Raw genomic sequence first — 14,771 nt, forward strand, 5'->3', positions numbered from 1 at the left:
GTTAACAACTTGTATCTCGTATCTTGTTTACTTGTAACTCGTAACTGCCCGAAGGGCGAAGTAACTCGTAACTTTCTAAAAAGGTAACAAAGGTAACACCTTCGCTCTCTTTTCTACTTGTCACTTTCCCAGTTAACCAGTATATTAAAATTCATTTCAAAGAACTATAAGCTAAAAGCTTACTATATAGATAAACTTTTAAGGAAAAAGTGCAATTTCCCTCGGTAACCTTACTTCGTGGTAAAACGTCAGGGGTTATTGTTCTCTTTATTATGCTTTTCTCTATATACTTTTGGAGGTATGCCGTAACGTTGAGAGAATAGTTTATAGAAGCTACCCCTATTATTGAATCCCGATTGATAAATAACCTCATCGACGGAAATATTGGTTTTGATCAGCAGGCCCTCCGCAATTTTCAGCTTATAATCTCTTATCAGGCTTCCGGGGCCGTTTTTATATACCACATCTATTTTTCTGTATAGCTGGCGCACACTTACGTTCAGCAAAGATGCGAGTTCTTCGGTCGAAAATGCCGGATTCTTTATATTCTCTTCTATCACTTTCAGGGCACGTTCATAGAACTCTTTATCTTCACGGTGCAAAATTTGCCCCTCTGTGATTTCAAAGGCACTTACTGCTGAATTGTAATATTCTTTAGTCTCCTCCTCCCGTTTCAACAGGCGTCTGACAGCTTTTTTGAGGTATTGTACATCGAATGGCTTCGATATATACATATCCACGCCTGCATCAAGACCCTCCAGCTGGTCTTCGGTATAGGTCTTACCGGATAAGATTATAATAGGGATATGCGAGGTTACCCGGGATTCTTTTAACATGCGTACCAGGCCGAAGCCATTCTGTTCCGGCATCATTACATCCGATATAAGGAGGTTTATCCTCGTTTTGGACAGTATCTCCTCTATTGTAGAGGGATCTTTTACAGGGATAACATTGTATTGATCTTTCAGTATTTCGCATACAAACCATAATATCTCAATTTCATCGTCTACAACTAGAATTGTCGGGCGCGATTTTACGATATTGAATTCCGGCAGGGCAACCTGTTTTTTCTCCGGTATTTGTATCCGGATGCCGGATGCGACCCTGGATGATTCAAGAGCCTTGTCGGTAAGTTCATGCATAGGAAGTTTGACTGTAAAACGCGTTGTTTTCCCGGGTATGCTCTTTACCTGCATATCTCCGTTAAGCAGTTTTACGGTGCTGTGGCAAATAGAAAGTCCCAGCCCGTTGCGGGAAAAGAGGCGGCTGTTGTGCCTGCTTTCAAGATTATCCAACACACGGTAACGGTCGAAAATAAACGGCAGGTCCTCGGGACTGAAACCTTTCCCCGTATTGGATACAGAAGTGACAAGCATTTGCCCTTCGGTGAAAATCTCTACATCGATATTGCCACCATCCGGTGTGTATTTGAATGCGTTTGAAACCAGGTTTGTCAATATTTTTGAATAACATCTGGGATCTGTTTGCCATGTGAGTTTCTTTTCGATATTTACAATGTAATTTGTTTGTTTATTATCAGACAACAACCTGAATGATGATAATATATTACCTGCAAACTCTTCTATCGCGACTTTTTCAATGACTACCTGTGTATGTCCGGTGTCTATCCTGCGGAATTCGATAAGTTCCTGTATCAGCCCGTTCAGCCTTTCCGCGTTGCGGCGGATAAGCGATGCATAATTATATAGCGGGGAGGTCTTTTCGACGGAGGAAAGTATGCGGTCGCACGGACCATAGATAAGGGTCAGCGGAGTACTGAATTCATGTGTTATATTGGTAAAGAAGCGCAATTTCGATTCATAGATCTCTTCCGTTTTCTTTTGTTCCATCTTCTCAAAGACCCTTTGTTCCCTGCGTTTGACTTTATGCCTGTATGATAATAGGAAGAATACGCCTATCGAGCCTATTACCAAGGCGTAGGCAATGTAGGCCGCGGTAGTCATATACCATGGCGGAAGAATTCGTATATATTGGGTGTAGACAGGCTGGTTCTCGAAAATGTTGTTGGCCGAAAAGCGCACTTTCAGTGAATATTCGCCGGGAGCCATATTTGTAAATGTAACACTGTTCGAGCTCCCGTTATCGATCCATTTGTCGCTATGTCCGCTCAGCAAATACTGATAAGTATATTTATGCCCGTTAACATAATCTGGAGCAACGAACGATACAGTAAAGAAGTTCTGGTTGTGTGGCAGTTCTATTATATCTTTTTTGTCACGTGTTTTAATATAATCTGCTATTGTAACCTCCTTACCATATATACTAAGGGAGTTAAAGTAAAAATTAGGGGTAAAAACAGGCGTTTTCGTCTTATTGGTGCGTATGGATACAAATCCGTCGATACCTCCGAAAAACATTATTTGCTTCCGGGGGCAGATATAATAGGCATTGTCACTGAACTCCTGCACAGGCAGGTTGTTAGGATTACTGTAGTTCGTAAATACTTTTGTCTGCGGGTCGAATCTGGCCAGCCCCTTGTTGGTACTCAGCCAGAGATAGCCCTGCGGATCTTCCACTATACCATGTATAGTGTTGTTAGGGAGTCCCGATTCGGTATTAAAATTAATATATTCCAGTTTGTCCTTTCCTACCTTTGTTATCCGGCAAAGGCCGAAGCTTGTACCCAGCCACAAAATGTTACGGCTATCACGGTATATGACCAGTATATCATTGACCAACTGATTTTCTCCATTAGTTAGTTTATAGAAAGTTTTTTCCTCCGTTTTCAGGTTAAATCTGACCAGGCCTTCACCTCTGCTTCCGATCCATAAAATAGAATCATTCTCTATCTCAGTATCATAAATAACATTTTCTGTTTCGAAAAACCTGAAATGGTCCATCTTTTCTATCCGTGGAACACCATTTGTGAATGCCAATTTTATGCGGTGCAGGCCATCTCCGGAAGTTGTTACCCATAAAGTACTCGGATCCTGCTCTGTGGCGGAACAGAGAAAATGCAATGCCTTGCTTCCGGGGGGTTGCGACAGGGTGTGTACACGTTTATCGGAATAGGAATAATAATTGATACCCGGTCCTCCGCTTATGATCCACAGCAGGTTATGCCTGCTTTCGACAATATTGAAAATGGAATTGTTGGCAAGAGCAGAATTTTGTATATGAAAATGATTTACCTTTTTGTAGGGAAGAGGTTCATCGGGATTGTAACCGGGGAAGCAAAAGAGTCCGTCGCCTTTTGTCCCGATCCACAGATTATTTTCAGCGTCCAGTGTTACAGACCTCACCGGAACTTTTGTCTGCGGATAAAATTCGTGCAACATAGAAGAGCGTATCGTGTAATCTTCTTCCGAATATATATATACTCCGTAGCCATCGGTTCCTATCAGGACAATTTGCTGTACGGGATCGTAAGCCATAGAGAAAACACCATAGTTGAGCGTTGTGCGCTCTATATACGGTTTGTCGGCGGAGTGAGGATCACGCCTTATCACTTTAAGCCCATCGTTTATGAAAGCAATAAAAATATCATCACCTGCAATCAGGGCGTCCCTCATGCTCTCTTTCGGCGGAATTTCCGAACCTATATTCATCACAAATTCTTTGGTTCCTGTGTTGATATCAAGGGTATAGAGGTCGAAACGGGTATCTACAAAAACTACATCGGTCCCTTTTTCGAACGCCCATCTGACAGGGGTCTCAAGTTCGTAATCCATCAGCCTGTAAGTGCCGGTTATGATCCCGTTTTCCTTTATTATCTTATAGCGCATTATCTGTCCCGTATAGTTAAATACCCAGATGATATTATCCTTACATATTGAAAAACATTGCGTTCTGTACGACATTACTCCCGGAGTATGTATCTTGTGAAATCGGCCGTCGGATTTATTATATACGGCAATTGAATCATTCTCGGAAAGGACAAAAAAAGTTCCGTCCGGACTTTTTGCCTGCCAGAATATGGTTCTCATATAAGGATGATTTTCGAATGTGCCCGATTGGGAATCGAATAAGCATAATCCTTGATTTGTCTTCAGCCAAAGCATGCCCGGGGAGGTTTCGGTGATATGCCTTATTACGTTTCCCGGCAATGAATTGTTACTGCTGGTAGGCAAATAGCTTTTTACCGATGACCCGTCGTAGCGGTTGAGTCCATCATAAGTGGCAAACCACATAAATCCGTAACTATCCATTGTAACAAACCTTACAGCGCTCGAAGAAAGGCCGTTGCGGGAAGATATATGCTGAATATTGTACGCATATGCCGCCATATTGTACCATATGGCAAGAATTGCGATTATTATGAACGAGAATCTCTTCATGACCGGGTAATAGATATATTAAATAAGGTTTGTACAAATATAGCTTTTTATGACAAGCTTTGACCCGTTCTTCAAATATATTGTATGTGGCTGCATTGCGCATTCTTTGCATAAAGAACGGTGGGTATGGCTTTAATGTATTGATTTTCAGAATGCTTTATCTATATATATGTACCTGTTTGGTATAGTTGGTGCATGTGTATGTATTTGCCATTTTAGTCCGCTTTTCTGCCATGCCTCTTTATGGACAATTATTACAGGAATGCGTACCGAAGGCTACGGCAGCTTATCTAATTTTGTATATATTAACATTTGATCTAATATGCACTCAAACCTTTGAAAAAAGTATTTAGTATTATGAAAAACCATTATTATCTATGAAAAAGAGCAAGCTAAGAAGCAGATTTAGACGGTTTCTGTCATTAAGTATGGCTGTCACTCTATTTCTGACAGCAAGTGTGGTGGCCGCACAAACAACCGGTCAGCAGTCAAAAGTTACTGTTTCCGGAACTGTTACTGCAGGCGGTGAACCGGTAATAGGTGCTGTAGTGGCGGTAAAAGGGACAACAACAGGAACAATAACCAGTGACAAGGGAGAATATACGATCAATGCGGCCGGTAATGATATACTGGTGTTCTCATCGATCGGGTATATTTCGCAGGAAATCCCCGTAGGCGGGAAAACAAAGATCGATGTCGTACTGGAAGATAATGTTATCAATCTTGAGAGTGTAGTGGTTGTGGGCTATGGTACACGTAAGCGTTCCGATCTCACAGGGGCGGTTAATGTTATGGGTGAGCAAACTATCCGTGCTACTCCTGCCGCAAATATCGCGATGGCTCTGCAAGGGGCCGGGGCCGGTGTGAACATACAGCGTAGCGGCGGTTCCACACATCCGGGGCATACTCCCGAAATCCGTATTCGCGGAACCCGTTCCATAGCTGCGGGTAACGATCCTCTTTTGGTTGTGGATGGTATTCCTTACGAATTAAGCATGATGAACAATATCGCGCCCGAGGACATTACCTCGGTTACTGTACTTAAAGATGCATCATCAACTGCTATTTACGGCTCGCGTGGAGCCAATGGGGTTATACTCATCTCTACTAAGCGTGGTGCGGAAGGAACCAAGGCTGTTGTAAACTATAATGGATATATAGGTTTCAGTAAACCGCTGGGCTTCTATGATGTCATGAAATCTGAGGACTATATGAAGTTGCGCAAGTGGTCTATGTATAATCGTTATAAAAATGCGGAAAATTATACGGGTATCGATGACCCGAGGGTATTACAAAAGGTTTTCGAAGGAGGCCTCGATGGAGAGATAGAAGGCTATGAAAGAGGTGTAGATACTGACTGGCAAAGGGAACTGTATGACCAAAATCCTCTGATGACCAATCATCAGATAAGCTTATCCGGCGGATCAAAAAATACACAGTATGCGGCATCGTTGGGATATTATAAATCGACAGGTGTATACGATCTGCAATCGATGGAGCGTACGACCCTCAAATTGTCTGTAGATCATACAATAAACAAATACCTGAAATTTGGACTGAATACATTGAATACCTATTATATCAGCAGGGGGGAAAGCCTGAATCCGATGGGTGACGCCCTTAGCCTCAGCCCGTTATTGTCACCATATATGGACGATGGTACGATCCGGGAAAAGGTGCATCCGAACGACCTTATGAGCAACCCTTTAATGGATCTTCGTAAGGATGCCATCCAGGATGATCGCAAAAGGTTGTCGACATTCACGACAGGTTATCTGGAAGTGGATTTTACTCACGGATTCAAATACAGGCTCAATGCCGGCGTACAACTTTCTTCTACCACGCTGCAACGTTACTATCAGAAAGGGACAAGCAAGCGCCGACAGTCATCTAACTATGGGTATAACGAATCGAATTCTCTGACCGATTATACTATTGAGAACCTGTTAACATATGACAAGAAGTTCGATAAGCACAATCTCAATCTTACGGCCATGTTTAGTGCCGAAGAAAGAGAAGCTCAGGAATTCGATCTGAACTACGAAAACGTACCGACAAATCAGGTGGGCTACTACAATCCGGGTACGGCTGAGAATCATAAGGGAAACGGAGATTATAATAAATGGAGTATGCTCTCTTATATGGGGCGTATCAATTACGACTACGACTCCCGTTATTACCTTACCGCAACGCTGCGTACCGATGGTTCATCACGTTTGGCTAAAGGAAATAAATGGCACTATTTCCCGTCTGCCGCTTTGGCATGGAATATCGGCAATGAAAAGTTTATGAGCGGGACCTCTCACATATTGTCACAGCTGAAACTGAGACTAAGTTATGGAGAAGTAGGCAATACCAATGTGAGTCCTTACGATACTATGGGCGATATGACCAGCAATAAGTATATCTTCGGATCACAGGGTGTGCTTGGATACTATCCCACTGCTGCCTCGAACAGCGAACTGAAGTGGGAGCGTACTGCCAGTTACAATGCCGGTATAGATTTAGGCTTTCTTAATAACAGGTTTTCTGGTTCAATTGAGGTTTACAAACAATTCTCCAACAACCTGATGATGAAATTTACCCCTCCGGCGACAAGCGGCGTAAGCACGCAAATCCCTTACAATGTAGGTAAAACAGAGAATGTAGGGTTTGAACTCGCAGCCCGTGTACACGTTTTCGACGGTGATGGTAAAAATAAATTCCAATGGACTTCCGATTTCAACATTTATTTCAACAGAAATAAGGTTGTTCAACTTACCGAAGGAGTAGACAAGCTGATTTCAGACAACCTTTTCGTCGGTCATCCGCTAGGATCTTTTTACGAATATGTAGGGCTCGGTATCTGGCAGGATACTCCTGAGGACAGGGCGCTTGCAGAAAGTTACGGGTTGAAGACTTCCGGCGACGACTCGGTGATAGGAACTATTAAAGTCGCGGATATCAGTGGCCCTGACGGTGTTCCGGATAATGTAATCAATGATCTTGACCGCAAAATAGTAGGTAGCCATCAGGCAAACTTCGAAGGAGGATGGACAAATAGTCTGGCATATAAGAACTTCGATTTCACTGTGGTTATGAATTTCCGTCAGGGCGGCATGCTCAGGTCTGAACTTTATGGTGGAGGACAAAACTCTCTGATGGGAGGTTATTACAACAACCTGAATGTAGATTACTGGACTCCTGAGAATACAGGCGCCCGCTGGCCGGCTCCGAATAACAAGGTACAGAGTATACCGTACAAAGGCACGCTTACGCTGTTTGATGCCTCTTATCTCAAGATACGGACGCTTACTTTGGGATATTCCTTACCGGATAAACTTCTTAAGACAGTAGGGGTGAGCAAGGCCCGTGTTTATTCCACAGCGACAAATCCATTTACATTCTTTTCCGAATATGTAAACAAATATAAGGGGCTTGATCCTGAAACCAACCGGGTGATGGGTACGGTAATACCTCCATCATGGCAAATGTTATTCGGTATTAATATAACCTTTTAAGGTCGCAGACCTTTTTATTACATGGCTGAGTAAATAAAATAAAATTGCTATAACTCAAAAATGTATTATAAAACATATTCATTTACTTAATTGTGAGACAACAATGAAAAAAATAATATATTTATTAGCCTGCCTTCCGCTATTTATTATGATGGCATGCGGTGATTTTCTGGACGAAGAAAATCACTCGAAGATGACACCCGAGTCATTCAGTACGCCACAAGGTTTCGAACTTGGACTAAACGGCGTATATGGTGGAATGAGAGCCTTTTATGGACCTATCAGTGCCATCCATATGATAACTGTGCCCGGAACCGACGAATTTTATAGCCGTTCTTCGGGCGACATCTATAATTTTGGTAATTATACAACGAATTACAAGCCTAATTCCGACTATATCTATTCTTATTGGAGAAGTTCATATACCCTGATTAATACCTGTAATGGCCTTGTTCACTTCGGCGAAAGTATGACTGATATTCCCGAAGCCAAAAAGATAACCATGCTGGCCGAGGCCAGGTTTTTCCGGGCATTGCTTTATTTCCGTTTGGTGCAGTTTTTCGGCGATGTGACATTGAATCGCACATACAACGACGTTGTTGTGAAAACAGCTAAACGCGACCCTATGGCTGATGTTTACGACTTTGTGGTCGAAGACCTGCTCTATTGTACAACTCCCGGCAATCTGCCTGCCGGTCCTAAAGATACCCAGCCCGGACGTATTACCCAGGCATTAGCCCGCCATCTTCTGGCAAAAGTATATCTCACACGTGGATGGAGCAGCGCGGCTAAAGCCACCGATTTCCAGAATGCATATGATGTCGCAACAAGGTTGATACAGGATGGGGATCAGACCGGAGTTAAACTGATGGGAAAATATGAAGATATTCATAAACCCGGAAATGAAAACAATCAGGAAATACTCTTTAATGTGCAGATGACCGACGACCCTATTTACGGTGTTCCGGAAAAGGATTCGGGGATGAATAACCTTGCTCATATCTTTGTTGCAGGCTACTTCAACTTTAATGGTAGCGGCAATGTCCAGCAGATAGAGGATGGGCGTGTTTACGCGCGTTATCACGGTACTACCTGGCTTTATAATCAGGCTTTCGGCGATATCGATAAAGACTCGCGCTATCATGGTACCTTCCAAAGCAAATGGACTGCTCCGATTGATTTCAGTAATAAAAAGCAGGAATTCTATGTCGGTGAGAACAAGTACTCTGCAATCAGAAGCGGCGCAAAAGGTGAGCTTGCAGGCTATCTCCCGGGTAAGAATATGACCAAAGAGGAGATAGAGTCGGCAAATTACTATATACTTACTCCGGAGAACTATACCGATCCTAACTTCCCTACAATGAAGAAATATTTGGACCCTAACCGGACAAGCCTTTCATTCGACTCCCGCCGTACGATTATCGTGTACCGTCTGGCAGAAACGTATCTTATTGCCGCCGAAGCCGCTTTCAAGCTCGGAAATAATTCTACTACCGACGGAGCCGCATATTATATCAACGAACTTCGTAAAAGGGCTGCCTCAAAGACCGAATATATCAACGACCTGATGATTACCGCAGCGGATGTAACCATCGATTATATTCTGGACGAAAGGACACGTGAGCTTTGCGGCGAACAGTTGCGTTGGCTCGACCTCGTGCGCACAAAGAAACTGGTTGAACGGGTACGGAAGTATGGTTTCTTCACCACAAAATGGACGAATCATACCTTACCTAAAGATAACATACAGGATTTCCATGTATTACGTCCGATCCCCCAGAAACAGATCGAGTCTGTTATTGTGGGCGATCCTTATCCGCAACAACCTAACGGATGGGATAAAATGTAGATCCTTTCTGTGAGTCATACAGGCGTACCCGGTCTGGTGTGCGCCTGTAACTATACTAAAACAGAGGCAATATAAATGCCCTGAAGATTGACATCAATAAATAAAAAAATAATGAGAGTTTGTTATAAGCATTTAGTTTTTACGTTTTTAATTCTGATATTTTGTGAATCGGCGTTTTCTCAGGGGCGCGAGTATCTCCTTTCTTTAAAATCTGATATGGGCCATGGTGGAAAAGCGCTATGGTTGATGAAAAAGGCAGGTGATGTGACCGGTAGGGCAGAAGATGTTTCCAGTATCGGATATGGTACTAAGGGATGGATGGAAGCGATTGTCCCCGGTACTGTACTCAATTCGTTGGTTGCCCAGGGAGTCTATCCCGAACCCTATTTTGGCCTGAATAACAAAATAACAAGTGGATTAATCCCCGATTTGAGTACCGCAGGGCGTGACTTTTATACCTATTGGTTTCGTACCGAGTTTGACGGGCTTGAATGTACGAAGGGCGAGCGTATATGGATGCAGGTGGATGGAATAAATTACCGGGCCGAACTTTGGCTCAATGGTAAAATGGTCGGCAATATAGCCGGAATGTTCCGTAAGGAATTCATCGATGTAACAGACTATATCAATTCGGGCAGCAAGAATGTGCTTGCAGTAAAAGTATATCCTGTAGATGAACCGGGCGGCCCGCGTGAAGGTGTTTCCAAATCGTGGGGGGCAATAGGAGAGTTCCGCAATGGGGGTAACGGTGAAATTGGCAAAAATGTAACAATGCTCATGACCGTAGGTTGGGATTTTACTTACCTCGATGGTATCCGTGACCGTAACACGGGGATATGGAAAGATATAAGTTTCTTTAAAACAGGGGAAGTTACACTTAACCATCCGTTCGTGAAGAGTGATCTGCGAAAACCTGGTTATGACCATTCCCGCCAGACTGTAAGTGTAGAATTGCACAATCCCGGCTTCAGGACGCAAAAAGTAAAGATAAAAGGTGAAATACTGGGTGAAGGTATCACTTTCGAAAAAGAGGTTGAGATTTTACGGGGACTGACCAGAACAATAGAATTCAATGCTACGGATTTTCCTCAGTTAGCTATCGACAAACCCCGTCTCTGGTGGCCTGTCAATAAAGGTCCTCAGGAACTTTATACCCTCTCTGTAAAAGCGGAAGTACAGGGCGGGCTTTCAGATTCTGTAACGACCCGTTTCGGTATCAGGGAAATTACATCGCACACAGATACTCCGGATAAGTCGCGCACATTCAGGGTGAACGGAAAAGATATCTTTATCAAAGGGACTAACTGGTTGCCGGAAAATATGCTGCGTATGTCTGACGAGCGAACTTATGCGGAGCTACGCTATACCGCTCAGTCCGGCGTGAATCTGATTCGCTTCTGGGGTGGCGGTATCACAGAGTCTGACTACTTTTTCGATCTGTGCGACGAACTGGGAATAATGGTATGGGAGGAATTCTGGATGACAGGTGATACTAAGCACCCTATCGACAGGGCACTACATTTACAGAATGCGGAATCGACCGTTAAACGTGTACGGAATCATCCATCGCTGGCTTATTATGTATGTTCGAATGAATCGACCGAAATGTCAGGTCTCGAAGAGTTACTTCAGCGGATAGACGGCACACGCGGTTACCAGATGGAATCGGAATGCTGCGGGATTCACGATGGCAGTCCATATAAAACGGTCAACCCGATGAGGCATTATGAAAACACGGCATCCGAACGTGGCAGCCGGGTAGACGGGTTCAACCCCGAATATGGCGCGCCTTGTCTCCCTACTGTTGAATGCCTGCGTGAAATGATGCCGGAAAAAGACCTCTGGCCAATCAATACGGAGGTATGGGATTATAGCGATGGCAACGGATTTCACCAGATGTCGTCACTCTATGTAGACCTGGTGGATGAGTACGGAAAGTCGCAAAGCATAGACGAATTCGCGATGAAGGGGCAATTTGTAGGAGCAATGAGCTACAAAAGTATATGGGAGGTCTGGAACTATAATAAACTGAATTATGGAGACCGTTATACTTCCGGAGTCCTTTTCTGGTATCATAATTCTCCTGTCCGTCAGGTTTGCGGGCGTATGTGGGACTGGTCGCTCGAACCTACAGCTGCGCTCTATGCGGCGGCAAATGCATGCGAACCGCTACACCCTCAGTTCGACTATCTGAAAAATACCGTATCGGTGGTAAACGACTATTATAAGGCCTTTTCCGGTTATAAGGTTACAGCTGAAGTTTTCGATATCAACTCAAAACAAGTGTGGAAAAATCAGGCTTCGGTAGATCTTCCCGAAGATGGAGTTGTAAATGACGTATTTGCAATTGATTTTCCTGAGAATATTTCACCCGTCCATTTTATCAAACTACGCCTTTTCGATAACACGGGAAAGGAAGTGGGCAGTAACTTCTACTGGCGTTCTACAAGTGTATATGAAGGGATGAAATCTATGACAGGGCCTACCACGGCAGGTTTCCAGAGCATAAAAGACCTTGCTCCGGCTAAAGTGTCGATGAAATACAAAACCCGTGTAAGCGAAGGAAAGCATTATATAGACATCGAGCTGAAAAATACGAACCGTTCAATTGCGTTCTTCACACAATTGCAATGGCTCGACCGGGCAGGCAAACCTGTACGTCCTTCGTATTATACCGATAACTTCTTTAGCATGATGCCGGGAGAAAGCCGCAGTATAACAATAGAGACGGATAAAAAGAACCTTCCGGCAGATAATTATTCATTGATTTTGAAGGGTTTTAATATTTCTCAGGTGAAAAATACTATTTTAGTAAAATGAAAAAGTTAACCGCGTTTTTACTGTCGCTGACAATCAGTCTGTTTTCTTATTCAACCGATTATGACCTGGTTATAGTCGGTGGAACTCCGGCTGGTATAACTGCTGCCATTGCTGCTGCCCGCGAAGGTAAAAATTGCCTGATACTTGAAAGGACCGGATATATAGGAGGTTTGCCTGTTAATGGGCTGGGAGCTACGGATATAGGTACACGCGGTTCTACGACAGGACTCTTCGAAAAGTTTGTAAATCTGAATAAAGAGTACTATATAATCCGGTATGGAGAGAAATCCTCACAGGTGAGGGATTGTAGCGATGGATACCATTTCGAACCGCATGTGGCTGCCATGACATTCGGCCACATGATAGAAACAGCGGGCCCCGGGAAAATATCTATACTGACCATGCGCCAGTTCGACTCCGAACAGCGTTATGTGAAGATGAAGGAAAAGCGGATTCTATCGATACGGGTTTTGAACCGCAAAACCGGGGAAGAAGAATATTACAGCGCAAAAATGTTTATTGACGCTACATATGAGGGTGACCTCGGCGCTGCCGCAGGAGTACCGTACAGGTTGGGTCGTGAAGGAGCTGACGAATATGACGAACCTTGTGCAGGACGGATATACCGTTGGTGGAAACATGGCCCGGATGATGAAGGTACTACCTATCAGGGAGATAATGCCGTTCAGGCATATAATTACCGTCTGTGCCTTACCAACCAGCCGGAGAACAGGATGTTGGTTGCCAAACCTGCGAAGTATGACCGGGAGGAGTTTGCATCCCTTGTCGATGACGTGCTTAGCGGACGCAACACAGATATTGCTTTCCGAAAAGCAACTCCGGCAGAGATGGAGCTGAACCGTGAGAAAGTAGAATCTGGTGAACGTACATCCGCGCCGGGCGATGCGTGGGGAATGGCCAAACTTAGCAGTATGACCCGTTTGCCTAATGCAAAGACGGATGCGAATAACCAGCATCTGGCATTTATATCCACCGACCTTCCGGAAGAAAACTGGCCGTGGCCTACCTCCGGTTGGGATTGGAGAGACCGATATGCAGAACGATTAAAATCTTATACGCTCGGTTTGCTGTGGTTTGCCCAAAATGATGAGGCATTGCCCCGGCATTTCAGGGAAGCCTGCCGCGAATGGGGACTTGCAGCCAACGAATATGTGGATAATGGACATTTTCCACGTCAGGTATATGTGCGCGAGGGCAGACGGCTCGAAGGAACCTATTTCTTTACGGCAAATGATGCCTTGCCGGTTGTGAAAGATTCCCGCCCCCCTGTGCACCCTTCATCAGTTACAGCAAGTCACTATGCGCTGGATTCTCACGCAGTTCGCAAACGGGAAACGGGGCGTGTGCATCTTGATGGCTTTTTCAGTTACCCGTCGGCAGTTTATACTGTTCCTTACGGAGTGATGGTGCCAAAATCAGTTGATAATCTTCTGTTTCCTGTCCCGGTTTCGGGTAGTCATGTGGGTTTCTCCACTCTGCGCATGGAGCCGTGCTGGATGGCTTTGGGTGAGGCTGCCGGAGTAGCTGCTGTTCTGGCCATAGATAATGATGTGACGGTAAGGGATGTTTCTTACAATCTGATACAGCAAAAGCTATTGCGCTATGGAGCAACACTGATCTATTTTAAAGATTTACGCAATACCGATCCGGACTTTGCCCTGGTACAACAACTTGCATTAAAAGGTTTCTTTCCTGAGTGGGACGCAGATTTGGATAAACCTTTAGACAGCGCTACAGCTAAGCTATGGAGCGATTTATCGGGAAGAAAAATAGAGAGTGACGGGAAAACAAAACGAAGGCAGGTTCTTCCTCTTCTAAATCATGCGAATCAAAAAGGGGAAAGTACACTAAAATAATCATATGCTTTTAGAAAATACTTTATCTATATAGTAAGCGATTAGCTTATAGTTCTTTGAAATGAATTTTAATATACTGGTTAACTGGGAAAGTGACAAGTAGAAAAGAGAGCGAAGGTGTTACCTTTGTTACCTTTTTAGAAATTTTTGCAGGGGTTATCTCTTGTGCCTGGCCGCCTCCCGGGTAACGGGCAGGCACAAGAGCACCCCCCTGCAAGAATGGAAAAGTAACATTAGAATAATAATAATAAAAAAAGTGTTACATGTGTTACCTTTTTTTATAATTACAAGTTACGAGTTACAAGTAAACAAGATACGAGATACAAGTTGTTAACTGTTGACTGATATATCTGTTACTTTTGTTACCTTTTTGGAGAAAGACACGAGAGACAGGTTGTTAACTACTCCCTGACGAGATGCTTCGTTT

Annotated in this window: 5 protein-coding genes; 4 read left to right on the top strand and 1 reads right to left on the bottom strand. The window is 43.9% G+C overall.

The features are described 5' to 3' along the window. Positions 1 to 248 precede the first annotated feature (248 nt). Positions 249 to 4,298, bottom strand: a complete 4,050-nt coding sequence (locus ACYQ3L_RS03560) for a hybrid sensor histidine kinase/response regulator transcription factor (protein WP_379993354.1) — start codon at positions 4,296 to 4,298, stop codon at positions 249 to 251. Positions 4,299 to 4,675: 377 nt separating this feature from the next. Between ACYQ3L_RS03560 and ACYQ3L_RS03565 the strand changes: the two genes are divergently transcribed. The 4 genes from ACYQ3L_RS03565 (at position 4,676) to ACYQ3L_RS03580 (ending at position 14,344) form a co-directional block, all read left to right on the top strand. Then, positions 4,676 to 7,798: a SusC/RagA family TonB-linked outer membrane protein gene (locus tag ACYQ3L_RS03565; protein ID WP_379993353.1), complete on the top strand. Its 3,123-nt coding sequence runs from the start codon at positions 4,676 to 4,678 to the stop codon at positions 7,796 to 7,798. Between the two features lie 103 nt (positions 7,799 to 7,901). Next, the gene (locus ACYQ3L_RS03570; protein WP_379993352.1) at positions 7,902 to 9,647 is read left to right on the top strand and encodes a RagB/SusD family nutrient uptake outer membrane protein; all 1,746 of its coding nucleotides are present in this window, start codon (positions 7,902 to 7,904) and stop codon (positions 9,645 to 9,647) included. Positions 9,648 to 9,758: 111 nt separating this feature from the next. Beyond that, positions 9,759 to 12,467 (top strand): glycoside hydrolase family 2 protein, encoded by a 2,709-nt coding sequence (locus ACYQ3L_RS03575; protein WP_379993351.1) that lies wholly within the window; start codon positions 9,759 to 9,761, stop codon positions 12,465 to 12,467. Continuing rightward, the gene (locus ACYQ3L_RS03580) at positions 12,464 to 14,344 is read left to right on the top strand and encodes an FAD-dependent oxidoreductase (RefSeq protein WP_379993350.1); all 1,881 of its coding nucleotides are present in this window, start codon (positions 12,464 to 12,466) and stop codon (positions 14,342 to 14,344) included. Before ACYQ3L_RS03575 ends, ACYQ3L_RS03580 begins: the two co-directional genes overlap by 4 nt. Positions 14,345 to 14,771: the final 427 nt, after the last annotated feature.

The sequence above is a fragment of the Dysgonomonas termitidis genome (assembly GCF_054657735.1).